Annotated in this window: 20 protein-coding genes, 1 tRNA gene and 1 riboswitch; of the genes, 7 read left to right on the top strand and 14 right to left on the bottom strand. The window is 67.8% G+C overall.

Annotated features, from left to right (window positions below; genetic code table 11):
- Positions 1-4 precede the first annotated feature (4 nt).
- The 4 genes from LC066_RS20405 to murA all read right to left on the bottom strand — a co-directional run bounded on the left by LC066_RS20405 (position 5) and on the right by murA (position 3,753).
- Positions 5-484, bottom strand: a complete 480-nt coding sequence (locus tag LC066_RS20405) for a UPF0262 family protein (RefSeq protein WP_222478285.1) — start codon at positions 482-484, stop codon at positions 5-7.
- A 132-nt stretch (positions 485-616) separates the two neighbouring features.
- Entirely contained in the window at positions 617-1,921 is a 1,305-nt protein-coding gene (gene hisD, locus LC066_RS20410) for a histidinol dehydrogenase (protein ID WP_224903125.1), read from the bottom strand.
- 93 nt (positions 1,922-2,014) lie between these two features.
- Positions 2,015-2,488, bottom strand: coding sequence for a DUF2948 family protein (locus LC066_RS20415; RefSeq protein ID WP_222478281.1), 474 nt, complete (start codon positions 2,486-2,488; stop codon positions 2,015-2,017).
- Complete coding sequence (murA, locus tag LC066_RS20420; RefSeq protein WP_222478279.1) at positions 2,485-3,753, bottom strand: UDP-N-acetylglucosamine 1-carboxyvinyltransferase; 1,269 nt, start codon at positions 3,751-3,753, stop codon at positions 2,485-2,487. The genes LC066_RS20415 and murA overlap by 4 nt, the downstream gene beginning before the upstream one ends.
- Before the next feature lie 328 nt (positions 3,754-4,081).
- Here murA and LC066_RS20425 point away from each other — a divergent pair.
- Positions 4,082-4,156 (top strand) — tRNA-Thr (locus LC066_RS20425).
- A 204-nt stretch (positions 4,157-4,360) separates the two neighbouring features.
- On the opposite strand, the gene LC066_RS20430 is transcribed toward LC066_RS20425, so the two are convergent.
- From LC066_RS20430 to LC066_RS20440, 3 genes are read right to left on the bottom strand one after another with little or no spacing between them, the layout of a single operon-like run.
- Entirely contained in the window at positions 4,361-6,601 is a 2,241-nt protein-coding gene (locus tag LC066_RS20430; protein ID WP_224903127.1) for a TRAP transporter permease, read from the bottom strand.
- Entirely contained in the window at positions 6,598-7,104 is a 507-nt protein-coding gene (locus tag LC066_RS20435; protein ID WP_224903128.1) for a DUF1850 domain-containing protein, read from the bottom strand. Before LC066_RS20435 ends, LC066_RS20430 begins: the two co-directional genes overlap by 4 nt.
- On the bottom strand, positions 7,104-8,084 hold the full coding sequence (locus LC066_RS20440) for a TAXI family TRAP transporter solute-binding subunit (protein ID WP_224903130.1): 981 nt from the start codon (positions 8,082-8,084) through the stop codon (positions 7,104-7,106). Before LC066_RS20440 ends, LC066_RS20435 begins: the two co-directional genes overlap by 1 nt.
- Before the next feature lie 157 nt (positions 8,085-8,241).
- Between LC066_RS20440 and hutG the strand changes: the two genes are divergently transcribed.
- From hutG to LC066_RS20455, 3 genes are read left to right on the top strand one after another with little or no spacing between them, the layout of a single operon-like run.
- A complete protein-coding gene (gene hutG / locus LC066_RS20445; RefSeq protein WP_224903132.1) occupies positions 8,242-9,045 on the top strand; it encodes an N-formylglutamate deformylase in 804 nt (267 codons plus the stop codon).
- A 1-nt stretch (position 9,046) separates the two neighbouring features.
- The gene (locus tag LC066_RS20450) at positions 9,047-10,459 is read left to right on the top strand and encodes a formimidoylglutamate deiminase (protein ID WP_224903134.1); all 1,413 of its coding nucleotides are present in this window, start codon (positions 9,047-9,049) and stop codon (positions 10,457-10,459) included.
- 23 nt (positions 10,460-10,482) lie between these two features.
- Entirely contained in the window at positions 10,483-11,232 is a 750-nt protein-coding gene (locus tag LC066_RS20455; protein WP_224903136.1) for an IclR family transcriptional regulator, read from the top strand.
- Between the two features lie 36 nt (positions 11,233-11,268).
- Here the strand turns inward: LC066_RS20455 and LC066_RS20460 are convergent, their stop codons facing one another.
- From LC066_RS20460 to LC066_RS20475, 4 genes are all read right to left on the bottom strand, one after another.
- Positions 11,269-12,270: an ABC transporter substrate-binding protein gene (locus LC066_RS20460; RefSeq protein ID WP_222478266.1), complete on the bottom strand. Its 1,002-nt coding sequence runs from the start codon at positions 12,268-12,270 to the stop codon at positions 11,269-11,271.
- The gene (locus LC066_RS20465) at positions 12,267-13,007 is read right to left on the bottom strand and encodes an ABC transporter ATP-binding protein (RefSeq protein ID WP_224903138.1); all 741 of its coding nucleotides are present in this window, start codon (positions 13,005-13,007) and stop codon (positions 12,267-12,269) included. The genes LC066_RS20460 and LC066_RS20465 overlap by 4 nt, the downstream gene beginning before the upstream one ends.
- Positions 12,994-13,761, bottom strand: a complete 768-nt coding sequence (locus tag LC066_RS20470; RefSeq protein WP_224903141.1) for an ABC transporter permease — start codon at positions 13,759-13,761, stop codon at positions 12,994-12,996. The genes LC066_RS20465 and LC066_RS20470 overlap by 14 nt, the downstream gene beginning before the upstream one ends.
- Positions 13,762-13,824: 63 nt before the next feature.
- A complete protein-coding gene (locus tag LC066_RS20475; RefSeq protein WP_224903144.1) occupies positions 13,825-14,436 on the bottom strand; it encodes a Ykof family thiamine-binding protein in 612 nt (203 codons plus the stop codon).
- Positions 14,429-14,533: riboswitch (TPP riboswitch) on the bottom strand. (Overlaps the previous gene by 8 nt.)
- A 271-nt stretch (positions 14,534-14,804) precedes the next feature.
- On the opposite strand from LC066_RS20475, the gene katG reads away from it, so the two are divergent.
- Positions 14,805-16,979: a catalase/peroxidase HPI gene (gene katG, locus LC066_RS20480; RefSeq protein ID WP_224903147.1), complete on the top strand. Its 2,175-nt coding sequence runs from the start codon at positions 14,805-14,807 to the stop codon at positions 16,977-16,979.
- Between the two features lie 172 nt (positions 16,980-17,151).
- Here the strand turns inward: katG and LC066_RS20485 are convergent, their stop codons facing one another.
- A complete protein-coding gene (locus LC066_RS20485; RefSeq protein ID WP_224903150.1) occupies positions 17,152-19,056 on the bottom strand; it encodes an acyl-CoA synthetase in 1,905 nt (634 codons plus the stop codon).
- Between the two features lie 232 nt (positions 19,057-19,288).
- Positions 19,289-21,088, bottom strand: coding sequence for an ABC transporter transmembrane domain-containing protein (locus tag LC066_RS20490; protein ID WP_224903153.1), 1,800 nt, complete (start codon positions 21,086-21,088; stop codon positions 19,289-19,291).
- A 286-nt stretch (positions 21,089-21,374) separates the two neighbouring features.
- Between LC066_RS20490 and LC066_RS20495 the strand changes: the two genes are divergently transcribed.
- Both LC066_RS20495 and LC066_RS20500 read left to right on the top strand, forming a co-directional pair.
- Positions 21,375-21,863 carry a (2Fe-2S)-binding protein gene (locus tag LC066_RS20495; RefSeq protein WP_224903156.1) on the top strand — a complete coding sequence of 163 codons (489 nt, stop codon included), beginning with the start codon at positions 21,375-21,377 and terminating at the stop codon, positions 21,861-21,863.
- Between the two features lie 33 nt (positions 21,864-21,896).
- Entirely contained in the window at positions 21,897-25,283 is a 3,387-nt protein-coding gene (locus tag LC066_RS20500) for a molybdopterin cofactor-binding domain-containing protein (RefSeq protein WP_224903159.1), read from the top strand.
- Between the two features lie 24 nt (positions 25,284-25,307).
- Here LC066_RS20500 and LC066_RS20505 read toward each other — a convergent pair whose 3' ends face one another.
- Positions 25,308-26,495 carry an aminotransferase class V-fold PLP-dependent enzyme gene (locus LC066_RS20505; RefSeq protein ID WP_224903162.1) on the bottom strand — a complete coding sequence of 396 codons (1,188 nt, stop codon included), beginning with the start codon at positions 26,493-26,495 and terminating at the stop codon, positions 25,308-25,310.
- Positions 26,496-26,666 lie beyond the last annotated feature (171 nt).

A 26,666-nucleotide genomic window follows, 5' to 3' on the forward strand; every position in this document is an offset into this window, starting at 1 on the left:
TCCGTTATCCTCCGAAGTGCAGCACGCAGATCAGCGTGAACAGCCGTCGCGCGGTGTCGTGATCCACGATGGCCTTGCCTTCGAGACGTTCCTCGAGCACCCGCGCGCCTTCATCATGGATGCCCCGGCGCGCCATGTCGATGGTTTCGATCTGCGCGGGCGGCAGATTCTTCACCGCGTCGAAATAGCTTTTGCAGATGGCGAAATAATCCTTCACCACCTGCCGGAACGGGCCCAGCGACATCAGGAATTGCGCGGCCGGCTCGCCCGCGTCGGTCTGCACGTCGAAGACCAGCCGCTTGTCGCGGATCGACAGGCCGACCTTGTAGGGGCCTTCGGGCACCACGCGATCATCCCGCTTCGGCAGGGTGAAGGAGTTCTCCTCCATCAGATCGAACATGGCCACGCGCCGTTCCTGCTCGATCTCCGGGGTCGGAGGCGGCAGGTTGCGGTCGTCCAGCTCTATTTGCGCGATATGGGACATGGCGTGTTTCCCTCGGACTCCTGTCAGCGCTCCCCTCGCTGACAGACTATGCTGCGCCGCAGAAAAACGCTAGAAATTCTTACCCGAAGGTTAAGGTTTCGCGACAGGACTACGACGTAAACGTGACGTCACTCAACCCTCGTTGAGCTTGTCGATCCGGGCCCGGACGGAAAGGCCATGGGCCTCAAGGCTTTCCGAGTTGGCCAGCCGTTCCGCGGCGGGGCCGATGGCCTTCAGCGCGGCAGGCGTCATCTGGGCCAGCGTCGTCCGTTTGAGGAAGTCCAGCACCGACAGCCCGGAGGAGAATCGCGCCGAGCGGGCGGTCGGCAGAACGTGGTTCGGGCCGCCGACGTAGTCGCCGATGGCCTCGGGCGTCCAGCCCCCCAGGAAGATCGCGCCGGCATGCTGGCATTGCTCGGACAGCTTCAGCGGCTCGGCGGTGCAGATCTCCAGGTGTTCGGGCGCCACGCGGTTCGACAGCGCCGCTGCCTCGTTCAGATCCCGCACGGTGATGACGGCCCCGTAATCGCGCCAGCTGGCGCCCGCGATCTCACGCCGCTCCAGCGTCTCCAGTCGCCCCTCGACCGCCGCGACGACCTTTTCGGCCAGCGCGGGGCTGTCGGTGATCAGGATCGACTGGGCGCTTTCGTCGTGCTCGGCCTGGCTCATCAGATCCAGGGCCAGCCAGTCGGGATCGTTGTCGGCATCGGCGATCACCAGGATTTCCGAGGGACCAGCGATCATGTCGATGCCCACCTTGCCGAAGACGCGGCGCTTGGCGGCGGCGACGAAGGCGTTGCCCGGGCCGGTGATCTTGTCGACGGGTTGCACCGTCTCGGTGCCATAGGCGAAGGCCGCCACGGCCTGGGCGCCGCCGATGCGATAGATCTCATCCACCCCGGCCAGACGCGCAGCCATCAGGACCAGCGGGTTTACCTTGCCGTCCGGCGTCGGCACGGCGATGGCCAGACGTTCGACCCCCGCCACCTTGGCGGGAATGGCGTTCATCAGCACCGAGGAGGGATAGGAAGCCAGGCCACCGGGCACGTAAAGACCCGCCGCCGACACGGCCGTCCAGCGCCAGCCCAGCGAGGCCCCGTCAGGATCGGTCCAGAAGGCATCCTCGGGCATCTGGCGCACGTGGTAGGCGCGGATGCGCTGCGCCGCCGTCTCCAGCGCCTGCTTCTCCTCCGCCGAGACCTGGGCGCAGTAGGCGTCGATCTCCTCGGGGGTGAAGGCCAGGGTTTCGGGCGTCAGCTCCAGCCGGTCGAATTTCGCCGTCAGCTCCACCAGGCAGGCGTCACCGCGCGCCCGCACGTCGGCGATGATCGCGGCCACCGCGTCATCCACGTCGGGGCTGTCCTCGCGCTTGGCGCCCAGGAGGGCGGTGAAGCGGGTCTCGAAATCGGCGTCGGTCGTGGACAGGAAGTGCGGCATGGGTCTCTCCGAAAGTCGGACCTCTCTAGACCGAAGCAGCACAGGGGTTCAAGCGACGGCGACAGCTCGCCCCCTGCCCGGCTGCATCTGATCTCATTCCCCGTGATCAGGTGCCCGGCCCGAGGGGGCACGATAGGGGCGTGTCACGTCCTTCAGCACCGCTTCCAGCGCCTCCACCTTCAGGCGGATGGCCCCGTCGCCGGCCAGGGTGATCTCCACCAGGCCCGAGGGCGGCTCGGCATCGGGCAGAAAATTCAGGGTGAGCGGCGACAGGATCATTTCCGGATCCTCGCGGGTGACCCCCTGGGAGGTCACCGCCAGCACGTTCTCGAAGACCAGCAGCGAGCGCACCCGCTCCGCCCCGTGACGGTCCCGCGCCGCATCTTCCCAGCGGAAGCGGTTCAGCAGCATGGCAAAGCGGCGTTCGTCGCGGAACCAGCGCATTTCCGACACCGGCAGGACCGAGTCCTGGATCAGCGCCGACAGCACCTGAAGGTCCTCCTGCGTCAGGGCGCCCAGATTCAGGGGCGCCTCGCCACCGTCTTCGAAACGTGCATCTTCCGTCATTGGCCCGACACCCGTTCCACCTTGGCCCCGCAGGCCTGAAGTTTCTCTTCCAGCCGCTCGTACCCACGGTCCAGATGGTAGACGCGGTTCAGGACCGTTTCGCCCTCTGCCGCCAGGCCCGCCAGGATCAGCGAGACCGAGGCGCGCAGGTCGGTGGCCATCACGGGCGCTCCTTTCAGGCGCTCGACCCCGTGCACCGTGGCGACACCGCCGTGCACCTCTATATTGGCGCCCATTCGACCCAGTTCCGGCGCATGCATGAAGCGGTTTTCGAAGATCGTCTCCTCCAGCACCGAGGTGCCCTCGGCGGTGCACAGCAGCGCCATCATCTGCGCCTGCAGGTCGGTGGGGAAGCCGGGGAAGACCTCTGTCTTCACGTCGACGGCCTGGATGCGGTCGCCACGGCGGCGCACCTTCACGCCATTCTCGGTCGCCTCCACATCGACGCCCGCCTCGTCCAGCTTCTCGACGAAGGCGCCCAGCAGGTCCAGGCTGCCGCCCAGGCACTCCACCTCGCCACCGGCGATGGCCGGGGCCAGCATGTAGGTGCCCAGCTCGATCCGGTCGGCGACCACCTGATGGGTGGCGCCATGCAGGCGGTCGACGCCCTGGATCTCGATCCGGTCGGTGCCCTCGCCCTCGATCTGGGCGCCCATGGCGCGCAGGCATTTCACCAGGTCGACGATCTCGGGTTCACGCGCGGCATTGCTCAGCACAGTGGTGCCCTTGGCCAAGGTCGCGGCCATGACGATATTCTCGGTCGCGCCCACCGAGGCGAAGCTCAGGCGGATCTCGGCGCCCTTCAGCCCGCCGGGAGCCTTGGCGTGCAGGTAGCCGTCGCGCAGTTCGATCTCCGCGCCCAGGGCCTCCAGGCCGTGCACGTGCAGATCCATGGGGCGCGCACCGATGGCGCAGCCGCCGGGCAGCGACACCTCGGCATGACCTTCGCGCGCCAGCAGCGGACCCAGCACCAGGTTGGAGGCGCGCATCTTGCGCACGATCTCGTAGTCCGCGCGGGTCGAGGTCAGGTCATGGCTCGACAAGGCCAGAACCTTGCCATCCGCCATCGGCATCGCCTCGCCGCCCAGCGACTGCAGCAGGCTCGACATCGTCTTGATGTCCGACAGCCGCGGTGCATTGGTCAGCGTCAGCGGCTCTTCCGACAGGAGCGTGGCCGGCATCAGCGCCAGGCAGGCGTTCTTGGCGCCCGCGATCGGGATGCTGCCCTTCAGCGGGCCATTACCCGTCACAACGATCGAATCCATCTGCCCTAGTCCTCTTTCCCGTTTTCCGCGCCGGGGGAATCGTCCGCCTCGGTCGCGTTGTCTGATTCCGCCCTGGCCCGCGCCTGCGCCTTGCGCCGGGCGAGATTCGCTTTCAGGGCCGATCTCAGCCTCTCCTCGCGCGTCTGCGCGTCTTTTCCAACGCTCGATTTCCTTGCCATACGCCTTCTGTAAACGAGCCGGAAAAAAGCGTCCAGTTTGTGCTTGCACCCTCGGCGGTTTGCGTCTAAATCCCCGCCCACGGCAGCCGGAGACGGCGGCCACGGCAACGGGCCACGCCAGATGCGACATCGCAAAACGGCCCCCGGATGCTGCTGTAGCTCAGAGGTAGAGCACTCCCTTGGTAAGGGAGAGGTCGAGAGTTCAATTCTCTCCAGCAGCACCATTAACCACCTGAAAGCATAGAAGACTTTCTGCCCCTCGGGCCATGTGCCTCGGCATGTCCTGCGGCGGTCTGCCGAGTTTCGCGGCGCCTTTCTCGGTGCGTTCCGCGAACGCCCCCTGCCCTGCTCTCTGCCATCCGCCTGCGCCCAAACGAAAACGGGCGGCGCTGATGCGCCGCCCGCTCGTTTCGGAAACCTGCCGGTCGTCAGGTCCCCGGAGCTGCAACCGCCGGGGCGGGACGTGCCAGGATCGCCAGAACGATCAAGGCGCCCACGGCGATGGCAATCATGTTGGTGGAGATCAGCAGCAGACCCGCCAGGGTCAGCACCAGCTTCTCCCAGGTGGCCAGGCTGCGACGGAACCACCCGATGTAGGCCGCCGACAGTGCCAGCACGCCCACCAGGCCCGACAGCAGCGCGGTGATGAACTCCAGCCAGGTGAAGTTCACGAACAGCAGCGCGGGCGCGTAGACGAACATGAAGGGCACCAGGGCCTTGCCCATCGACAGACGGAAGGCCGTCGTGCCGGTGGTCATCGGTTCCGACCGTGCCAGACCTGCCGCCGCATAGGCGGCAAGCGCCACGGGCGGCGTCACATCGGCCAGCACCCCGAAGTAGAAGACGAAGAAGTGCGTGGCGATCAGCGGCACGTCAAACTCCATCAGCGCAGGCGCCGCGATCGAGGCCAGGATGATGTAGGTCGGCGTCGTCGGGATACCCGCGCCCATGATGATGCAGGCGATGGCGACGAAGATCAGGCCGAAGAACAGCGCCATGCCATCCTCGGACAGCAGCCCGGTGAAGTCGATCATGGTGACCCAGCCGGCCAGGTCATGGGCCAGTTCGACCACGGCGGCCGAGAACTTGAAGCCCAGGCCGGTGAGGGTGGTCATGCCCAGCAGGAAGCCCACGCAGGCACAGGCGGCGCCGATGGCCAGCGCGAACTTCGCGCCATCCTCGAAGCCACGCACCAGGCGCGGCGGCGTCAGCACGGTGGAGGTGTCCATCTGGGTGTTACCCATCTTCGACATGACCCACGGGATGTAGCTGCACACGATGGTCAGGATGATGCCCCAGAAGGCGGCCAGGAAGGGCGTGTATTGCATCAGCAGCATCGCGACCATGACGCCCAGCGGGATGAACAGGTGCCAGGATTTCGCCAGGACGTTGGCGAACTGGGGGATGTTCTCCTTGGTCATGCCGGTCAGGCCCAGCTTCTTCGCCTCCAGGTGCACCATCAGCAGGATGGCGATGTAGTGGAAGGCGGCCGGAACGATCGCGATCAGGATCAGCTCGTTGTAGGGAATGCCCAGCATCTCGGTCATGACGAAGGCCGAGGCGCCCATGATCGGCGGGGTGATCTGCCCCCCGCAGGAGGCCGAGGCCTCGGTCGCGCCGGCGAAGCGTCCGGAGAAGCCCGACTTCTTCATCAGCGGGATGGTGAAGGCACCCGTGGTCACCGTGTTGGCGATCGGCGAACCGGAGATCATGCCGAAGAAGCCCGAGGAGACGACCGACACCTTGGCCGAGCCGCCCGAGGCGCGGCCGGCGATGATCGTGGCCAGGTCGATGAACAGCTGACCCAGGCCCGACATCTGCGCCAGGATCCCGAACAGAACGAAGTGGAACACGTAGGTTGCCACGACGCCCACGGCCACGCCGTAGATGCCTTCGGTGCCGATGAACAGGTGGTTGATGATGCGCGAGATCGAGTAGCCGCGGTGCGCGAAGATGCCCGGCAGGTAGGGACCGAACAGCGCATACAGAAGGCAGCCGATGCCGATGTAGGCCAGGGTCGGGCCCATGGTGCGGCGGGTTGCCTCCAGCGTCATGAGGATCGCGACGAAGCCCATCAGGTAGACTTCCTGCGGCGGGTTGCCGACGTTCTGGATGAACACGTAGTCGAAGCCGAAGGACAGGTAGGCCGAGAAGCCCGCGCCACAGGCGGCGAAGATCCAGTCACGCAGCGCCACCTTTTCGGGGTCCGCGCCACGGCGGTTGAAGGGCAGCGTCAGCACGGTCAGCACCAGCACGACGGCGATGAAGACGTATTTCACCGTCCCCTCGGGCAGCGTCGGCGCCATCTGCCACAGCATGTAGAGGTAGAAGGCCGCGAAGATCAGCGACTCGATCCACAGCTTCCGGGTCGGTTTCGCGCGTTTGCGCGGGAACACCAGGAAGATCAGGCCCATGACGAAGGCGAGGTGGATGGTGCGGTGCATCACCTCGTTCAGCAGGCCGAAGCCGGCGGTGTAGACATGGAACAGCGACAGGATGACCGAAACGACGGTCACCAACTTCGCGGTCGGGCCAACCAGGTTGCGGAAATTCGACTCGGAATCGTATTCGCGCACCAGCGCCTCGACCTCGTCGGCGGTAAATTGGTGATCACCGTCCGCCGCGGTGTGTCCGCGGTTGTCGGTCTTCGGGGGACTACTTTGAGTCACGGGAGGGTCTCCTCGTCACAGGGGGCAAGGGTAAGAGCGGAAATCCCGAGCGTCGCCAGGGTCAGCTCGGTATCGGCGGTATGAAGGGTATTCTCGAACTGGGCCTGGATGCGCAGCGGAATCGGGCCCGTATAGCGATGCATGTCGAGAATGAAACGCCCATTTTCGTGTCGCCAGCCCGTCGCGTCCATGTCGTTCGCGATCGACGGCAGACCGGCCCCATGGGCCATGAACTCTTCGCGCATCTGCAGGATGCGGCCCTGCTCGACGCGATAGTAGTCCGTCACGGGCGTACGCGACACGGAGTGGATGAAGCTGAGGGCGAATGTGGCGTCGGGGCCCAGGGGCACCCGTTTCACCAGCGACTGCGTTCCACGCGTTTCGCTCAGGCACAGGAAATGACTCGGCTCCGCCGCCAGTGAGACGCCGGAGCCGATGATGAGGACCAGGAGGGCGAGCAGGCTCGCCTCTCCTGGCCGGCGCAGAAACCCGCGCCGGAGCATTACTCGGTAACGCCCATTTCTTTGTAGTAGCGTTCCGCGCCGGGGTGCAGCGGGATCGAGACGGATTCCAGAGCGGTCTCGACCGAGATCTGCTTGCCCATCGGGTGCACCTGACCCAGGGTCTCGGTGTTCTCGTAGAGCGCCTTGGTCACGGCGTAGACGACATCCTCGGACACCTCGGCGTGGGTGGTCCAGATGGCGCGCACGGCCAGGGTCGGAACGTCTTCCTCAATGCCGTTGTAGGCACCGGCCGGAACGGTCGCGGAGGCGTAGTAGGGCTGTGCTTCCTGCATCGCTTCGATGGCCGGGCCGGCCAGCGGGACGATGGCGATCTCGTGGCCGTTGGCCAGGTCGGTCACCGAGGAGGTCGGCAGGCCGGCGGTGATCAGCGAGGCGTCGAGGTTGCCGTCCTTGATCTTGTCCACGGACTGCGCGAACGAGGAGTAGTCCTCGTTGATGTCTTCGCGGGTCATGCCGTGGGCTTCCAGCAGGTCACCCAGCAGCTGCCACTGGCCCGAGCCCGGCGAACCGGAGGAGACGGACTTGCCGCGCAGGTCTTCGATCGAGGTGATGCCGCTTTCGGCACGCACGACCAGCTGGACGGTTTCCGGGTACAGGGCGCCGATGGCGCGCAGGTTCTCGATCGGCTCACCTTCAAACTGGCCGGTGCCGTTGTAGGCGGCGTCCAGGATGTCGGCGGAAGCGAAGGCGGATTCGATCTCGCCACGACCCAGCAGCTGGGAGTTGGCGACCGAGGCGTTACCGGTTTCGGCGGTGGCCGACAGGCGGGTGTCGGGCAGCTCGGCGGTGTTGGAGATCAGCTGCGCCAGCATGCCACCCAGCGGGTAGTAGGTGCCGCCGGTGCCGCCGGTGGCGATCCCGAAGAAGGTACGGCTCTGGGCGAGGCCGGGGGTTGCGAGGGCTGCCAGGGTGGCGGCAGCAGCGGAGGTGCCAAGGAAATGGCGCCGGGAAAGAGACATCAGGAATCCTCCTAGATCTGTTGGTCCCCCGCCTGCGCGGAGCAGTCCGTGCGGCCCGCGGGGGGATGAACGGATCTTGACCTTAAGTTTTTGCATGTCAATATCCGATTTCAGATATGAAATCCGACTGACCCGTCAGTCAGTAGCAGGCAAGGTCATGGAAACACAACTCTATTCCAGCGCAAACGGGGGCTCTCCGCTGTTGCTGAATGTGCCACATGCGGGCACTGAAATGCCCGAGTCGGTGCGCGCGGCGCTCACCCCGGAGGCACTCGACCTCAGCGACACCGACTGGCACATGGACCGGGTCGCCCGCGACGTGCTGCCCGACGGCGCCAGCCTGATGGCCGCGCGCCAGTCGCGTTACGTGGTCGATCTGAACCGGCCCGCCGATGACGTGCCCCTTTACACCGGGGCCACCACGGGGCTGATGTCGACCATCGATTTCGACGGCACCCCCCTCTACCGCGAGGGGATGGAGCCCGACGCCGCCGAGCGGGACGCGCGCATCGCCAGCTACTGGCAGCCCTACCATGATGCCCTTGCGGCCGAGATTGAACGCATCCGCGCCCTGCACGGCTATTGCCTGCTACTGGACGTGCATTCGATCCGCAGCCGCATCCCGCGCCTCTTCGACGGTCGCCTGCCGGACCTGAACCTGGGCACCAACGTCGGCGAAAGCTGCGCCCCTGCCCTGTCGGACGCGGCCTTTGCCGCGCTGCAGGCCAGTGGTTTCAGCGCCGTGCGCGATGGCCGCTTCAAGGGCGGTTTCATCACCCGCAACTACGGCCAGCCCGCCCGCGGCGTGCACGCCCTGCAGATCGAGATCGCGCAGGAATGCTACATGGAGGAGGTCTCCCCCTGGACCTACCGGCCCGAGCGCGCCAACCGGCTGAAGGTCGCCCTGCAGGCCCTGATCGCCGCCATGACCACCTTTACCCCCGAAGCGGAGCTTTCCTGACATGACCGCCCCCCAGATGACCGGCGCGCATTTCCACCTGGCCCTGACGCCAGAGGGCTGGCGCCGGAACCTCTCGGTGCATTTCGCCGCCGACGGCACGATTGCGACGATGGCCGAGGACGACAATCCCGACGCCCTGCCCGTCTATGAAAACCCCGTCGTGCCCGGCATCACCGACCTGCACAGCCACGCCTTCCAATATGCCATGGCCGGGCTGACCGAGGTACGCCGCAACCCCGTCGACAGCTTCTGGTCCTGGCGCGACATGATGTATTTCTTCGCCCTCACCCTCTCGCCCGAGGACATGCGGGCGGTGGCGGCGCGCCTGTACCTGTCGCTGCTGAAGGGCGGCTACACCGGCATCACCGAATTCCACTACGTCCACAACGACGTGGACGGCAGCCGCTACGCCCGCCCCGAGGAGCTGTCGCTGGCGATCTTCGACGCGGCCCAGACCACCGGGCTGGAACTGACGCATCTGCCGGTCTTCTACGCGCATTCCGACTTTGGCGGCGCCGCCCCCAATGAGGGCCAGCGCCGGTTCATCCAGAGCCTCGATGGCTATGCCGAGATGATGGAGGCCCTGCGCGCCCCCGCCGCCGAGGCCGGTCACGTCCTGGGCATCGCACCGCACTCGCTGCGCGCCGCCACGCCGGACGAGATCACCAAGCTGCTGGAGTTGCGCGCCGACAAGCTGCCCGGCTGCCCGGTCCACATCCACGTCGCCGAGCAGATGAAGGAAGTGAACGACGCGGTGGCCTTCAATGGGCGCCGCCCCGTCGAACAGCTTTACGATTTCGCCCCGGTCGATGACCGCTGGTGCCTGATCCACGCCACCCACCTGACCGAGGCGGAAGTGACGCAGATCGCCGGATCCGGCGCCGTCGTCGGCCTCTGCCCGCTGACCGAGGCGAACCTGGGCGACGGCATATTCCCGGCCACGGACTTCCTGGCCCAGGGCGGTGTCTTCGGCATCGGCTCCGACAGCAACATCGCCACCGTCACGGCGCAGGAACTGCAATCGCTGGAATACAGCCAGCGGTTCCGCGACCGCACCCGCAACGCCCTGGCCTCCGAGGCCCAGCCCCATGTCGGCACCAACCTGTGGTCCCGCGCGGCCCTGGGCGGCGCGCAGGCCGCAGGCCGCCCGACCGGCGCCATCACCCCCGGCGGGATGGCCAGCTTCGTCGAGCTGACCAGCCCGGAACCCGCCGCCATGGCCCCGGTTGCCGCCGAAGCGAGCCTCGACTTCCACATCTTCGCCGGACGGGGCTTCCACGTGGGCGATGTGGTTGTACGCGGTCGTAGGGTGGTCCAGTCTGGCCGGCACCCGCAGGAGGAGGCGATCCTCGCCGACTATGCCGCGGCCATGGCGAAGATCGCCGCGCGGATGGACGACCGCAGCATCAGTTAAGGCCGGGGAGGGCCGCAGGACATATGGCGAAGGAACCAGACTACCGCTCGAACTCGCTTCTGCGCGGGCTCAGCATCCTGGAGTGTTTCGACCATCGCCATGCGGAGATGACCCTGACCGAGATTGCCGAGGCGATCTCGGTCACCAGCTCTGCCGCCTATCGCTTCGTCGTCACCCTGGAACGCGAGGGCTACCTGTCCCGTCGCGAGAACTGCTATCGCCTGGCGCCGCGGGTGATGGACCTGGGCTATCGCTACCTGGCCTCGCTGGATGTCTACGACGTGGCACGCCTGCCCGCGGATGCGCTGCGCAACGCCACCGGTTTCACCGTGCATGTGGCGGTGCTGGACGGCACCGAGATCGTCTATGTCTACCGGGCGCTGTCGGACCGTTCGATGGTGTCGAACGTGCCCGTAGGCTCGCGCCTGCCCGCCTTCTCCACCACCATGGGCCGCGTGTTGCTGAGCGACCTGCCGGAGGCCGAGTTGAACCGCCGGTTCGAGGGCTATGCCTTCGACCGGATGAGCCAGGCCGCGCCGGGATCCCTGTCGGAGCTGAAACAGATGCTGAAGGCCGACCGGGCGCGCGGTTATGTGGCGCAGTCCTCGCACCTGGCCACCGGCACGGTGTCGATCGCCGCGCCGCTGATCTCGCGTCACGGCGCCTATGTCGCGGCGATCAACCTCTCGGGCCATGAGATGCAGCTGACGCCCACCGATGCCCGCGTGGCGCAGGTGCTGGACACCGCGCGCGAGATTTCCGCGCTGCTGTGAGCCGGCGGGACGCCGCCCCCCGCCGACCCACGCCGTTTACTCGGCCATCCAGTCCTGGCTGATCCAGTCCGACACGTCACCGGGCCATTCCAGCGCGGCGCCGCCCGGCCCCTTCAGCACGCCGCTGTCGAAGAGGAACCGCGCCATGGTGGCGAAACGGTCTGGGTCGATCTGCCCCACGGGCGTGTCGCCATCGCGCAGGTAGTCGCCGTCGACGATCACCTCCATCGAGCCGCGCACCAGCTCCGGGTTCTGGAAATCGCCCGCCCCGATCAGGATCTCGGCGGCCTCCTGCGGGTGATCGGCCGCCCAGGCGTAGCCCTGCTGCGTGGCCTGCATCACGGCGCGGACCAGTTCGGGCTGCGCCTCCAGCACCTCCGACCGCGTCCCGATATAGCCGGTCTGCTGATCCGGAACGCCGTAATCGGCATAGGTGAAATGGGATTGCTCCCGCCCCAGAAGGTCGCTGTTCACGCCCTCCCAGGTCGTCACCTCCAGCGTGAAATCGACCGCGCCCGAGGCCAGCGCCTCGTAGGCGCCGGTGCCCAGTGTCACGGTGTCATACTCCGCCGTGCCGCCGTCGGCCTCGATCATGGTCGAGATCAGCGCCTCTTCCCAGGCGCTGCCGAAGCCCGCGTAGGTCTTGCCCTCCAGGTCCGCCGGGCGGGTGATCGCCTCGTTGTTGCTGTTGTAGACCAGCCGCCCGGCCTCATGCTGCATCGTGGCCCAGAGCGCGACGATATCGGCGCCCCCGGCGCGGGCGGACATGAAGCCCAGCGAGGTCATGTAGGCGAAATCCGCCGCCCCGGCCGCCAGCAGTGCGGTGGAGGAGCTGTCGGAATAGGGCAGGATGTCGACCGACAGCCCTGCCTCTTCGTAGAAGCCCTTCTCGCGCGCCACGATCAAGCCCACGTGGTTGGTGTTCAGCGTCCAGTCGAGCGCCAGGCTAACCTCGGTCAGCTCCTCGGCCTGCGCCGCCACGGGCACTGCAAGGGCCAGGCCCAGGGTCGCGGCGGTGAAAGTCTGTCGGATCGTCATGGTGTCTCCTCCATCAAAAGGGATCTCAGGTCGGCGCGGACGCCCGCCAGGGCGGCCTCGCTGCGCGCGGGGCGCGGGGTGGTCAGGGGAATGTCGGCGACGATGCGGCCCGGGCCAGCGGCCATGACCAGGATGCGGTCGGCCATCTGCGTCGCCTCGTAAAGGTCGTGGGTCACCAGCAGCACCCCGCGCGGACGCTCCGCCAGCCGCGCCAGCAGCCAGTCCTGCAGGCGCAGCCGCGTGACCGCGTCGAGCGCGGAAAAGGGTTCGTCCAGCAACAGGTAGGGGGCATCCAGCACGATGGTGCGCAGGAAGGCGGCGCGCTGGCGCATGCCGCCCGACAGCTCGCGCGGGAAACGATCCTCGCAGCCCGCCAGGCCGAAGCGGTCGAACAAGGGCCGCACCCGCGCCTGCGCGGCGCGACGCGACAGCCCCGTCAGCTCCAGCCCCAGGGCCGCGTTCTCGGCCACCGTGAGCCAGGGAAACAGCGTGTCCTGCTGCGGCTGGTAGGCCAGCGCAGGCGACGGCGGCACCAGGGGGGTGCCGTCGACCTCGGCCCGCCCTTCGGCCGTCAGGCCGGGGGCCAGCACCCCGGCCAGCCACTTCAGGACCGAGGATTTGCCGCAGCCCGAGGGGCCGATCAGGCAGGTCACCTGCCCCGGCACGAGGGTCAGCGACGTGGGCTCGACCAGCAGCCGGTCGGCGGCGCGAATGGTCAGATCCTCAAGCCGCAGCATCATCGCCTCCGCGGAACCGGCGCCCGGTCAGCCGGTCGATGAGGTGCAGCAGCCCCAGCAGGGACAGCGTCAGGAAGGCCGACAGCACCACCGCCGAGAGCACCAGGTCGGCGCGAAAGTTGTTCTTGGCGGTCAGGATCCAGATCCCCAGCCCCTGCCGCGCGCCGGCATATTCGGCGAAGATCGTGGCGACGATGGCGTAGGTGGCCGAGATCCGCAGACCCGCGAAGAACTGCGGGCGGGCCACCGGCAGGGCGGCGCGGCGGAACAGGGCGCCCCGCCCTGCCCCCATCGACACCAGCTGATCGTGGTAGGCCTGCGGCAGGCGCGCGTAGCCCGACAGCAGGCTGACCAGCATCGGGAAGAAGGTGACCAGGATCACCAGCAGGATCTTGGGCAGCAGGCCGAAGCCGAACCACAGCACCATCAGTGGCGCCAGCGCCACGATGGGCACCGTCTGGCTGGCCACCATCAACGGCAGCACCCCGCGCCGCAATGCCGGCAGGAACCACAGCGCCACGGAAGAGGCAAAGGCGAAGGCCACCGACAACGAGAACCCCAGCCCTGCCACCAGCAGCGTGGCGCCCGCGTGCCGCGCCAGATCGGCGCGGTTCACCCACAGCCCCCGCGCCACGTCGCTGGGCGCGGGCAGGATCAGGGGGGACACATCGGCCCAGGCGCAATAGCCCTGCCAGAGGGCCAGCAGCGCGGCGGCCAGGAAGAACGCGGGCAGGAGCTGCCGCAGGACGGACATGGGGATACCTCGCAAACGGGGCGCGTCGCCCCTGGGGGCGGCAGTCGGGTCAGGACAGCGGGATCAGCGCAGGCTGGGGCTGTTGGCCGAGGCGGTCAGGTCGATGGTGACATGCCCCTCCGCCGGACCGAAGCGCAGGAAGGCCTGGCGCAGGGTCTCGAAGACGGCCCCGGCATCGCCGCGCAGGCGGGTGCAGAAGTTCTTCGATTTCAGGAAGGTGCCCGAGGCCTTGAGGAAGTCGATGCAGCCGTAGATCTCATCCATGTGGTGATCCTGGCCCAGCACGTAGAGAGAGAACTGCACGTCGATCCCCACGCCCAGGTCGGGCGCGGCGGCCACGGCCTCGGCGGCCAGGGCCTTGCGATCCTCCAGCGACAGGTCCTGCGCCCGCACCAGGGCCTCGCAGTGACAGCTGGGATCATCCGGCTCGCCCGGACAGCCGCGCGACAGGGTGACATGCATCGTCACATGCTCGGGCCGGCGGGCGGCCTCGGCAAAGAGATCGCGGATGGCATCCAGAAGCGGTTCCGGCGCGCCGACCATCAGGGTCGACATGTCGTCCGTCTCGATCCGCAGATCATCCGTGTAGGGGGTCAGGGCGGTGAGCCCGGATTTGATGACATCCACGAAATCGGACGTCATCGGATACAGTGACACCTGCGCGCCAATGAACATATGCGTACCTCGCTCCGCTGGTATTACCCAGATCAGCTTTGAAGGGTTCGCGCGACTGCGCATCTCAGCCCCTGACGGAGCACCCCTGGTTGATGGCCGGACCGTCACGCATGCGGGCCGGGTTGTCAACCGGACATTCGCGGCGCCGACCGAGCGAGTAGAACCGGGGAGCGAAAAAGGGGCCGGGGGCCTGCCGCGCCAAGCTATAATAAAATCCTATTTAGAACTTTTATAAATCCAATTGTACGTTATTGATGCGCACTGCTATCGGTTGAGGCGCAAGAGGAGGAATGATCGCAGCGGCCCCTGCCCGGGCAGCCGTCGCGCGGTCGGCAACGAGATACGCAGCACCAATCCGGAGAGACGACATGGACGGAAACGACGTGAACACGGGCGGCAAGTGCCCGGTGATGCATGGGGGGATGACATCCAGCGGCACCACGGTGACCGACTGGTGGCCGAACGCGCTGAACCTGGACATCCTGCACCAGCACGACAGCAAGACGAACCCGATGGGCCCCGACTTCGACTACCGCGAAGAGCTGAAGAAGCTGGACGTGGGCGCGCTGAAGGCGGACCTGCACGCGCTGATGACCGACAGCCAGGACTGGTGGCCCGCGGACTGGGGCCACTACGGCGGGCTGATGATCCGCATGGCCTGGCACGCCGCCGGCTCCTACCGCCTGGCCGATGGTCGCGGCGGCGGCGGCACCGGCAACCAGCGGTTCGCGCCGCTGAACTCCTGGCCCGACAACGTCAGCCTCGACAAGGCCCGCCGCCTGCTGTGGCCGATCAAGAAGAAGTACGGCAATGCCGTCTCCTGGGCCGACCTGATCATCCTTGCGGGCACCATCGCCTATGAGGACATGGGCCTGAAGACCTTCGGCTTCGCCTTCGGTCGCGAAGACATCTGGCACCCGGAGAAGGACACCTACTGGGGCGCCGAAAAAGAATGGCTGGCGCCGTCGGACACCCGTTACGACGACGTGGATGACCCCTCGACCATGGAAAACCCGCTGGCCGCGGTGCAGATGGGCCTGATCTACGTGAACCCGGAAGGGGTGAACGGCCAGCCCGACCCGATGAAGACCGCCGCCCAGGTCCGCGAGACCTTTGCCCGCATGGCGATGAACGACGAGGAAACCGCGGCGCTGACCGCCGGGGGCCACACCGTCGGCAAGACCCACGGCAACGGCGACGCCGAGGCGCTTGGCCCCGACCCCGAGGCCGCTGGCCCCGAGGCGCAGGGCATGGGCTGGGACAACCCAAACATGGGTGGCAAGGCCGCCAATGCCGTGACCTCGGGCCTTGAAGGCGCCTGGACGACCGAGCCCACGAAGTTCGACATGGGCTTCTTCGACATGCTCTTCGGCCACGAGTGGGAGCTGCGCAAATCCCCCGCCGGGGCCAACCAGTGGGAGCCGGTGGACATCAAGGAGGAGGACAAGCCCCGCGACGCCTCCGACCCGACCAAGCGCCGCAACCCGATGATGACCGACGCGGACATGGCGATGAAGGTCGACCCGACCTACCGCGCCATCTGCGAGAAGTTCATGGCCGATCCCGAGTACTTCCGCGACACCTTCGCCCGCGCCTGGTTCAAGTTGACCCACCGCGACATGGGCCCGAAGGCGCGCTACATCGGCCCCGATGTGCCCGCCGAGGACCTGATCTGGCAGGATCCCATCCCCGAAGGTCCCTCGAACTACGACATCGGCGGTCTGAAGGCGGCCATCGCGGCCTCCGGCCTGAGCCAGCAGGACATGGTCAGCACCGCCTGGGACAGCGCCCGCACCTACCGCGGGTCCGACATGCGCGGCGGCGCCAATGGCGCGCGCATCCGCCTGGCCCCGCAGAAGGACTGGGCGGGCAATGAGCCCGAGCGCCTGGCCCGCGTCCTGTCGGTGCTGGAACCGCTGGCGGCGCAGTTCGGCGCCTCGGTCGCGGATACCATCGTGCTGGCTGGCAACCTCGGCGTGGAAATGGCCGCGGCAGCGGCTGGCTTCGACATCACGGTGCCCTTCGCACCGGGCCGGGGCGACGCCACAGACGAGATGACCGACGCCGACAGTTTCGACGCGCTGGAGCCGATCCACGACGGCTACCGCAACTGGCTGAAGAAGGACTACGCCGTGGCGCCCGAGGAGCTGATGCTGGACCGCACGCAGCTGATGGGCCTGACCGCACATGAGATGGTGGTCCTGGTGGGTGGCATGCGCGCCATGGGCACCAACCACGGCGGCACGACGCATGGCGTCTTCTCCGAGACGCCCGGCGCGCTGACGACCGAGTTCTTCACCACCCTGACCGACATGACCTACACCTGGGTCGACGCCGGCGAAGGAGTCTACCAGATCCGCGACCGCAACAGCGGCAAGATCCGGGGCACCGCAACGCGGCTCGACCTGGTCTTCGGATCGAACTCGATCCTGCGCGCCTATGCCGAGGTCTATGCCCAGGATGATGCGGCAGAGAAGTTCGTGATCGACTTCGTGAACGCCTGGACCAAGGTGATGAACGCCGATCGGTTCGACATCGCCTGAACGCGGTACTGAGCCGCGCATGAGAACCAGGGCTTCCCCGCAGAGATGCGGGGGAGCCTTTTTGCGTCTCTGGGCAGGGGGGCTATGCCCGCAGGGAAAAACAGCTGCACGCCACAGAAAAGCCCCGGCGCCGAGGCCGGGGCTTGTTGATTTGGCAGAGCGCGGGGGCGGCTCAGGCCGGTTCCGACACGTCTTCGGCCCATTCCCAGGGGTTGGTGTAGTTCCCCAGCAGGGTCTTCAGGGCGGTTTCATCCACCTCGCCCTTGCGGACGACCCGGGCAGTCAGGCCGCGTTTCTTGTCGTCGACCACCTCGACCACCTCTGCCGGGATGCCCGCCTCGGCCAGGGCGGCGTTGTAGACCCGCTGGATCGCGCTCTTGCGCAGGGCGGGCTTGAACACCTTGCCGACGGCGGTCTTGGGCAGTTCGTCCATCACCTCGACATACTTCGGGATCGCGGCGCGTTCGTGGACATGTACCTTGCAGTGGGCCAGCAGCTCTTCCGAGGTCACCTCGGCGCCGTCCACCAGCTCGACATAGGCGCAGGGCAGCTCGCCGGTGCGGGCGTCGGGCTGACCGATGGCGCCTGCGAAGGCGACCGAGGTATGGGCCAGCAGCGCCTCCTCGATCTCCGCCGGGTCGATGTTGTGTCCGCCACGGATGATCAGATCCTTGGCGCGCCCGGTGATGAAGAGGTAGCCATCCGCGTCCAGCCGGCCCAGGTCGCCGGTCCGCAGGTAGCGGTCATAGTGGAAGAGCTCGCGGTTCTTGGCCTCTTCGGTATAGGTCGACCCCGCGTAGACGCCAGGGTTGGCGACGCAGATCTCGCCCACCTCGTCCACGGCGCATTCGCGCGGCTCGCCCCCGCCCGAGGCATCCAGGATGCGCACGTCGGTATAGGGGAAGGGCACGCCGACCGAGCCGTTCTTGCGCTCCCCCTGGTCGGGGTTGCAGGACACCAGGCAGGTCGCCTCGGTCAGCCCGTAGCCTTCGAGGATCTTCAGACCGGCCGCCGCCTCGAACCGCTTGAACAGTTCCACCGGCAGGGGCGCGGAACCCGAGAAGCAGAGTTTGACCGTCGAGATGTCGGCATCCACCGGGCGCTGCATCAGCGCCGAAATCGCCGTGGGCACCGAGACGATGAAGGTCGTCTTGTAACGCTCACAGAGCTTCCAGAAATTGTCGAAGACGCCGTCGCCGCGATAGCCCGCAGGCGTCGGGAAGACCACATGGGCGCCCGACATGCAGGCCCCCATCAGCATCACGTGACAGGCGAAGACGTGGAACAGAGGCAGCGGGCACATGATGCTGTCCTCTTCTGTGTAAAGCAGCGAGGCCCCCACCCAGCCGTTGTAGACCAGTCCAGAATGCAGGTGGCGCGCCACCTTGGGCATGCCCGTCGTGCCGCCGGTGTGGAAATAGGCGCCGATGCGGTCGGTCTGGCTGTCGGCAAAGGCCAGCTCGGTCGGCTGGCGGGCCAGCTCCTCACCGAAGTTCAGCACGTCGGCGTGGTGCCGGTCCGGTGTCTTGGGACGGATCAGCGGCACGATCCAGCTTTTCGGCGGGCTGAGGTAGCGGTTCAGGTCCACCTCCAGCACGGTGTGCACATTGGGCGCGAATTGCACCGCCTGGGCGACCTTCTGCGCCACGTCGGTCTTCGGGAAGGACTTCAGCGTGACCACGACCTTGGCGCCGGTTTCCCGCAGGATGGCGGAGATCTGCTCCGGCTCCAGCAGCGGGTTCACCGGGTTCACGATGCCTGCCGTCATGCCGCCCAGTGTGGCGACCACGGTTTCCATCGAGTTGGGCATGACCAGCGCGACCACGTCGTTTTCCCCGACGCCCAGCTTGCGGAACATGTTGGCGCATTGCGCCACCTTGCCCTTCAGCTCGGTCCAGCTCAGGGTTTCGGCCTTGTCCTTCGGCCCGGATTCAAGCTGGAACGTGACCGCCTTGTTCGACGGAAAAGCGGCCGCCGTGCGCTCCACCATTCCGAATACCGTCTTCGGAACGTCCCGCGCCTCCCAGGGCATCTCCGCTTCGATCCGCTTGACATCAGGCACGCCTGTAAAGGTCATGCGTTCTCCTCCCATCGCCTCGTGCGCCTCCTTGCGCTCTTCGCTAGATTTTCCTTCGCCGCCTCAAAGGCAAGCATGACGCTGCGTTTCCCCTCCGATGCGCAACGTGACGTAAAGCCTAGCATGGAAAGGCAATTGGCGAGAAGAAATGTCGGAAGAGTCAGAGAAAGCTGCCCGGACCTGCCCCACAAGGGGCCGCCGGGCAACAGGCGCAGGACGGGCGGCGGGGCCCTCAGGCCGCCGCCGATCCGTCGGTGAATTGCAGCCGCGCCAGACGGGCATAAAGGCCACCCTCGGCCACAAGGTCCTCGTGACGGCCCTGGGCCACGATCCGGCCCTCCTCCATCACCACGATGCGGTCGGCCCGTTTCACCGTGGCCAGACGGTGCGCGATGATGATGGTGGTACGCCCCTCGGACACGGTCTCGATCGCCTTCTGCACCAGGCCCTCGCTTTCCGCGTCCAGCGCTGAGGTCGCCTCGTCCAGCAGCAGAACCGGCGCGTCGCGCAGGATGGCGCGGGCGATGGCGATCCGTTGCTTCTGCCCGCCCGACAGCATCACGCCGCGTTCGCCCACCGGGCTGTCGTAGCCCTCGGGCAGCGCCTCGATGAACTCATGCGCGGCTGCGGCACGGGCGGCGGCCTCGACCGCCGCATCGCTGGCGCCGGGCAGGCCGAAGCGGATGTTGTCACGCGCCGAGGCGGCGAAGATCACCGGATCCTGCGGCACCAGCGCCACGTGGCGGCGGAAGGCATCCCGTGCCATCTGGCGCAGGTCGGTGCCGTCCAGGGTCACCGCCCCCGCCTCCGGGTCGTAGAAGCGCAGGATCAGCTGGATCAGCGTCGACTTGCCCGCCCCCGAGGGGCCGACCACGGCCACCGTCTCGCCCGGGTTCACCTGCAGGCTCACGTCGTCCAGCGCCGCCCGCGCGGGGCGCGAGGGGTAATGGAACGTCACACCGTCGAATCCGATCCGCCCGCGTGCCGGTGACGGCGGTGCCAGCGGCACGGCCGGGTCCTGCACGGCATCCTCGACCGTCAACAGCTCCACCAAACGCTCGGTGGCGCCGGCGGCGCGTTGCAACTCGCCCCAGATCTCCGACAGGGCCGCGACGGAACCTGCGACCATCACCGCGTAGATCACGAACTGCACCAGCCCGCCGGTGGTCATCAGCCCGGTGCGCACGTCATTGGCACCGATCCACAGCACGCCGACGATGCCCGCGAAGATCAGGAAGATCACGATCACGGTCATCACCGCGCGCGTCAGGATGCGCCGCATGGCGGAGCGATAGCTTTCCTCGGTCACCGCATCGAAGGTCTCGCGGCTTTGCGCCTCATGGGTGAAGGCCTGCACCGTCTGCACCGACAAGAGCGCCTCGGAGGCATTGCCCGAGCTTTGCGCGATCCAGTCCTGGTTTTCCCGGCTGAGTTTCCGCAGGCGGCGCCCCAGCGTCAGGATCGGCACCACCACCAGTGGCACGATCAGCAGGGCCAGCCCCGTCAGCTTGGCCGAGGTCAGCAGCATCATCACGAAGCCGCCGAAGAAGATCAGCACGTTGCGCAGCGCCACCGAGACGGAGGAGCCGACGACCGACTGGATCAGCGTGGTGTCGGTGGTGATCCGGCTGAGGACCTCGCCGGTCATCGTTCTCTCGTAGAACGCCGGGCTCATCCCGATGACACGACCGAAGACGGCCTTGCGGATGTCGGCCACCACGCGTTCGCCCAGGGTGGTGACCAGCGTGTAGCGCAGCCCCGTGCCCAGGGCGAGAAGCGCCGCGATGCCGATGGCGGCCAGGAAATACTGGTCGAGGATCTGGGCCGAGCCCTCCTCGAAGTTGTCGACCACGCGGCGCACCGCCAGGGGCAGCACCAGCGAGACGGAGGCGGTCAGCACCAGCGCCAGCAGCGCGCCGATCAGCAGCGCGCGGTAGGGGCGCAGGAAGGGCCACAGCTCTCCCAATGCGCCGACGCGGCGCGAGGGGTCGCGATCAAGCTGGCCGGGATCGGTCTGGGGACGTCGGGCCAAGGGGGGCTCCTTCCTTTGCGGGCGCAAAACAGGGGCTTCATGCCCCCCCGCGCCGCCCCGGTCAAGCGCAGGCCCCGACAGGGCGCCAGACGCGACGCCCGTGCCGCTGCCCAGCCCTTACGCAGCCGCAGAGCAAACTTGAGCCGCGGGGGCATTTCGTGGCTCACTCCCTCTGGCGCGGGGACAGGTTTCGCGACATTGTTCGTGCGCAAGCAATTTGTCCGCCCCGCAACGACGGGACAGGGCCAGCAAGAGAGGCGCAGCCATGCGCCCGGGGAAGGGAAGGATGCGGGAGGAACTGAGGTTCACCCTGAACGGGAAGCAGGTCACCTGCGGCGGCGCGGCGGGGCTGAGCCTGCTGGATCTGCTGCGCGAGGAACTGGGGCTGAACGGCCCGAAATACGGCTGCGGCCTGGCGCAATGCGGCGCCTGCACGGTGCTGGTCGACGGCGCCCCCGCGCGGTCCTGCATCCTGCGCGCCGAACGCGTGGCCGGGCGGTCCGTCACCACGCTGGAAGGTCTGGCCGATCCCGACACCGGCGCCCTTTCCCCCACACAGCAGGCCTTCCTGGAGATGGAGGGCGCGCAATGCGGCTACTGCCTGAACGGCATGGTGATGAGTGCGACGGCCCTGCTGCGCGCCAACGCCGACCCGACGGAGGCGGAGATCCGAAGCGCCCTGCGCCACAACCTCTGCCGCTGCGGGGCGCATCTGGAGATCATCGCCTCGGTCCGCCGCGCGGCGGAACTGATGCGGGAGGCCGGCCATGCGTGACCTTTGCCCGGCTGCCGAAAAGGGGCGCCGCCCGTGACCCATGCCCTGACCATCTACCGCGCCACCGAAGGAGGGCGTGATGTCTTCCTGACGCTTTCACCCGAGGGCCACGCTACCGGCTACAACGGCCACGTCGACCTGGGCACCGGCATCGGCATCGCCCTGACACAGATCGTCGCCGAGGAGCTGGACCTGCCGCTGGAGGCGGTGACCATCCACCTAGGCGACACGGCCCACACGCCGAACCAGGGGCCGACCATCGCCTCTGAAACCATCCAGATCACCGCCGCGCCCCTGCGCCGCGCCGCCGCCCAGGCCCGCGCCTGGCTGGTGGCCCAGGCGGCCCGGCAGTGGGATGCGCCCGAGGCGGAGATCACGACCCTCGACGGCGCCTGCCTCTGGCAGGACCGGCGCCTGCCCTACGAGACCCTGTTGCAGAACCACGCCGAGGCGCTGCCCCTGGACGAGGCCGCGCCGGTCAAGGACCCGGCCAACTATCGCGTCGTGGGCCGCAAAGCCGGGCGGCTGGACCTGCCGGCGAAACTTCGGGCCGAGTTCGACTACATCCAGGACGTGCGCCTGCCGGGCATGATCCACGGCCACGTCATCCGCCCACCCTATGCGGGCCGCGACAGCGGCGATTTCATAGGTCGCAGCCTGATCGGCTATGACGCCACCAGCGTGGAGGGCATGCCGGGCTATCTGGGTCTCCACCACGAGGGTGACTTCCTGGCCGTGCTGGCCGAAACCGCACCCCAGGCCCGCGCCATTGCCGAGGCGCTGAAGGTGGACTGGCGCCTGCCGCCCCCCCTGCCCGAGATGGAGAGCATCGCCGAGACGCTGAAGGCGCAGCCCTCGACGCCCCGTCCTCTGCTGGCCAGCGGCGACATCGACGCCGGGCTGGCCGAGACGGCGCATCGGCTCGACCGGCGCTATGTCTGGCCCTGGCACATGCACGCCTCCATCGGACCCAGCTGCGCCGTGGCCGACTGGAACGGCGGTGCGCCGCTGGTCTGGTCGGGCACCCAGAACCCGCACATGCTGCGCGGAGACCTGGCGGTACTGGTGGACCTGCCGGACCAGCAGATCGAGATCCGCCGCCATCAGGCCGCCGGCTGCTACGGGCGCAACTGCGCCGATGACGTGGCGGGCGATGCCCTGCTGCTGTCGCGGGCCTGCGGGCGACCCGTGCGGGTGCAGCTGACCCGCGCGCAGGAAAGCCTGTGGGAACCCAAGGGAGCCGCGCAGCTGATGGAGATCCGTGGCGGCCTGGATGCCGCGAAGGATTTCCACGCCTATGACTTCCAAAGCTGGTATCCCTCGAACCGCGGCCCCAACCTGGCGCTGCTGCTGACCGGCCGGATCAGCCCCGAACCGCGCCCCGACACCATGGGCGACCGTACCGCCGTACCGCCCTACCGCATCCCGCACCGCCGGATCGTGGCGCATGACATGGCCCCCATCGTGCGCGCCGCCTGGCTGCGCGGCGTCTCGGCCCTGCCCAATACCTTCGCCCATGAAAGCTATATCGACGAGCTGGCGGCAGAGGCCGGCGAAGACCCGGTGGCCTTCCGCCTCCGTCACATGGACGACCCGCGTCAGGCCGAACTGGTGCGCCGCACCGCCGAAGAGGCGGGGTGGGAGGAACATGACGGCCCGCGCCTGCGCCGCGAGGGGCGCATGGCCTATGGTCAGGGCTTCGCTTTTGCCACCTATGTCCACGGCCCCTTTCCGGGCGTGGCAGCGGCGGCCGCCGCCTGGGTCGTCGACGTGGCGGTCGATACCCAGACCGGCGAGGTCACCCTGTCCCGCGTCTTCGTCGGCCAGGACCAGGGGCTGGTCATCAACCCCGACGGGGTACGCCAGCAGATCCACGGCAACGTCATCCAGACCGCCGGACGGGTGCTGACCGAGGAGGTCAGTTTCGACGAGATCAGCGTCACCGACCAGAGCTTTGCCGACTATCCCCTCACCACCTTCCCGCAGCTGCCGGAGATCCGCACCCTGCTGGTCGAACGCCCCGAGGATCCGCCCCTTGGCGTCGGCGAAAGCGCCGCCGTGCCCGCCGCCGCCGCCATCGCCAATGCGATCTTCGATGCCACCGGGGTGCGTATGCGCGAGGCGCCCTTCACGCCCGAGAAGATGCGCGCGGCCTTGGGACGGACGGAAACACCGGCAACCGCCCTGCCCCCGCCCCCGCGCAAACCGCGTCTGCCCCTGCGCGCGCGCCTGGCCGCCGGGGCCATCGGGTTGATGGGGCTGGCGGGCCTCGGCGCCGTTTCCCTGCCCCTGCACCGCGCCATCGCGCCGGTGACGCCCCAGCTCGCCACCACGGCGGAGCAACTGGCGCGGGGCGAGACGCTCTTTGCGCTCGGCAACTGTTCGTCCTGCCACACCGCCACCGGCGGGCTGAAGAACGCGGGGGGCAAGCCGGTGGAGACGCCCTTTGGCACGGTGTTTTCCACCAACCTGACGCCCGATCCCGAGACCGGGCTGGGTCGCTGGTCCTACCCGGCCTTCGCCCGCGCCATGCGCCATGGCGTCAGTCGCGACGGGCGCAACCTCTACCCGGCTTTCCCTTATACCTCCTTCGCGAAGATGGCAGAGGCCGACCTGCAGGCCCTTTACGCCTACATTCAGTCGCTGGAGCCGGTGCGATCAGAAGTGCCCGTCGCGCGGATGCAGGTGCCGCGCCCCGCGCTGGCAGCCTGGAACGCGCTGTTCCACAAGGCCGAGACGCTTACCGCCGATCCGGCCCAGGACGCGACCTGGAACCGGGGCCGCTACCTGGTGGAAACCGTCGGCCATTGTTCCGCCTGCCACACGCCCCGCGGCACACTTGGCGCCGAGGATGGCGCCCGTCCGCTGACAGGCGCGATGATCCGCGACTGGTTCGCCCCTGCTCTGGCGGGCCCCGAGGCCGGCGCCCGGGGATGGGACGTGGCAACGCTGACCCGCTACCTGAAGACCGGCACCGCACCGGGCCTCTCGGCCGCCTCCGGACCCATGGCCGAGGTGATCGAGGGCACGTCGCAACTGCCCGAGGCGGATCTGACCGCCATGGCCACCTACCTGGCTTCGCTGGCCGAAGGCAGTGCCGCGCCGGTGCCCGAGCCCGTCCAGCCCGCCACGCCCGACCGGATGCACCGCATCTACGAATCCGCCTGTGCGAGTTGCCATGAACCCGCCTTCGCCGACCTGCTGACGGCGGCACAAATCCCGCTGGGTCAGGCGCCCGCCCTGCGCGCGCCGGGGCCGGAAACGGCGATGACGGTGATCCGAGAGGGTCTCTCCGGCCCGCTGGGGACCGAGCTGCGCGACATGCCGGGCTTTGCCGCCGAACTGCCGGAGACGGACATCGCCGCCCTGGCCCGCTACCTGCGCACCCGCTACGCGCCCGATCTGCCCGCCTGGCCCTGAACCAGAACGCGGTCGCGGCGTCCGTCAGGCCTTGGCGTGCTCTGTCACGATCTCGCACAGCGCCTCGGCCAGCCGCGTGATCTCCGCATCATCGGTCAGGTAGCTGACCGAGGCCCGGCAGACCGAGCCCTGCGGCATCGGCACGGTGGAAAACGGCGCATAGGAGGTGTTGACGGTGGTGATCGTCACCTCGCGCCCGGCCAGCGCCAGCTGCACCTGGGCGGGTGTGATCTCCGGCATGTGGAACGTGGTGATATGACTTTCCGCCGCGCCGGTTTCCCGCAGGACCAGCCCCGGCACCTCGGCCAAAGCCGCGCGCAGGCGCGCCGTTCGCTCCAGCACCCGCGCCTCGATTGCAATGGCGCCCAGCTGGTTGGCCAGTCGCACCGCCGCGCCGAGACCGAGGCGCAAGGCCGGGGCATATTCGGAGGCTTCGAAGCGCCCGCCGTCACGCCGCTGCACCACCTCGCCCGCGACGAGGCTGGCGGCGCGCAGGTTCATCGGCCGCGGCACCAACTGCTCCAGCGCGCCCTCGCGGACAAAAAGGAACCCGCTGCCCTTCGGCCCGCGCAGGCCCTTACGACCTGGCGCCGTCAGGATGTCACAGCCGATCCGGTTCACGTCGATCGGCAGGACCCCCACCGCCTGGGCCGCGTCGACGACAAACGGCACCCCGGCGGCCCGAGCCAGCCGACCGATCCGCTCCACCGGGACGGCATGGCCCAGGTGCGCTCCGATCCAGGTCACCGCGATCAGCCGCAGCCGGTCATCCATCATCTCTTCCAGGCCCGACAGGTCCATGCGGCCATCAGGCAGCTCGGGGATCCGCTCCAGCCGGGCGCCGGCGGCGGCGCATTCCTGCGCCAGCGCCAGGATGTTGCCGCCCCATTCCCCACCGCCGACCAGCACCCGGTCCCCCGGCCGCAGGCGCGGCAGCGACAGGACAGCCAGGTTCCAGCCCTCGCTGTTGCTGCTCATGAAGGAGATCTCGGGGGCGGTGGCGCCGATCAGCCAGGCAATCTCGTCGCGGGCGTTCTCGATCGCCTCAGCAGCGGCCAGCCCGGCGGCATGAGGAGAGGTGCGGATCTCCTCGCCCAGGTGGAACTGCAGTGCCTCGACCACCTCGGACGACAGCAGACCGCTGCTGGCGGCATTGAAATGCGCCAGTCCGGGAAGCGACGGCGTTGCCTTGCGCAGAGCAACGACATCCATGGGCATGCCAGGCGCATTCATTCTCAAACTCATCAAAGACGCCACGCGGAAAACACGGAAAATCAACAACCCGGTCATCTAAGCGTGAGAGGGCGCAGGCGATCAAGCTGTTTCTAGGCGCACAGTGTCGCGCCCCCGCCCGTCTGTCTGCCCGCCTGCCTGGTTTGCAGC

Source organism: Pseudooceanicola marinus (assembly GCF_020177265.1).
In the GTDB taxonomy this organism is placed as follows: domain Bacteria; phylum Pseudomonadota; class Alphaproteobacteria; order Rhodobacterales; family Rhodobacteraceae; genus Pseudooceanicola; species Pseudooceanicola marinus_A.

Bases quoted from the DNA above. Each gene is read 5' to 3' on its own strand.
- LC066_RS20405 (WP_222478285.1), bottom strand. From the start codon at position 484: ATGTCCCATATCGCGCAAATAGAGCTGGACGACCGCAACCTGCCGCCT.
- hisD (WP_224903125.1), bottom strand. From the start codon at position 1,921: ATGCCGCACTTCCTGTCCACGACCGACGCCGATTTCGAGACCCGCTTC.
- LC066_RS20415 (WP_222478281.1), bottom strand. From the start codon at position 2,488: ATGACGGAAGATGCACGTTTCGAAGACGGTGGCGAGGCGCCCCTGAAT.
- murA (WP_222478279.1), bottom strand. From the start codon at position 3,753: ATGGATTCGATCGTTGTGACGGGTAATGGCCCGCTGAAGGGCAGCATC.
- LC066_RS20435 (WP_224903128.1), bottom strand. From the start codon at position 7,104: ATGCTCCGGCGCGGGTTTCTGCGCCGGCCAGGAGAGGCGAGCCTGCTC.
- LC066_RS20440 (WP_224903130.1), bottom strand. From the start codon at position 8,084: ATGTCTCTTTCCCGGCGCCATTTCCTTGGCACCTCCGCTGCTGCCGCC.
- hutG (WP_224903132.1), top strand. From the start codon at position 8,242: ATGGAAACACAACTCTATTCCAGCGCAAACGGGGGCTCTCCGCTGTTG.
- LC066_RS20450 (WP_224903134.1), top strand. From the start codon at position 9,047: ATGACCGCCCCCCAGATGACCGGCGCGCATTTCCACCTGGCCCTGACG.
- LC066_RS20455 (WP_224903136.1), top strand. From the start codon at position 10,483: ATGGCGAAGGAACCAGACTACCGCTCGAACTCGCTTCTGCGCGGGCTC.
- LC066_RS20460 (WP_222478266.1), bottom strand. From the start codon at position 12,270: ATGACGATCCGACAGACTTTCACCGCCGCGACCCTGGGCCTGGCCCTT.
- LC066_RS20465 (WP_224903138.1), bottom strand. From the start codon at position 13,007: ATGCTGCGGCTTGAGGATCTGACCATTCGCGCCGCCGACCGGCTGCTG.
- LC066_RS20470 (WP_224903141.1), bottom strand. From the start codon at position 13,761: ATGTCCGTCCTGCGGCAGCTCCTGCCCGCGTTCTTCCTGGCCGCCGCG.
- LC066_RS20475 (WP_224903144.1), bottom strand. From the start codon at position 14,436: ATGTTCATTGGCGCGCAGGTGTCACTGTATCCGATGACGTCCGATTTC.
- katG (WP_224903147.1), top strand. From the start codon at position 14,805: ATGGACGGAAACGACGTGAACACGGGCGGCAAGTGCCCGGTGATGCAT.
- LC066_RS20485 (WP_224903150.1), bottom strand. From the start codon at position 19,056: ATGACCTTTACAGGCGTGCCTGATGTCAAGCGGATCGAAGCGGAGATG.
- LC066_RS20495 (WP_224903156.1), top strand. From the start codon at position 21,375: ATGCGGGAGGAACTGAGGTTCACCCTGAACGGGAAGCAGGTCACCTGC.
- LC066_RS20505 (WP_224903162.1), bottom strand. From the start codon at position 26,495: ATGGATGTCGTTGCTCTGCGCAAGGCAACGCCGTCGCTTCCCGGACTG.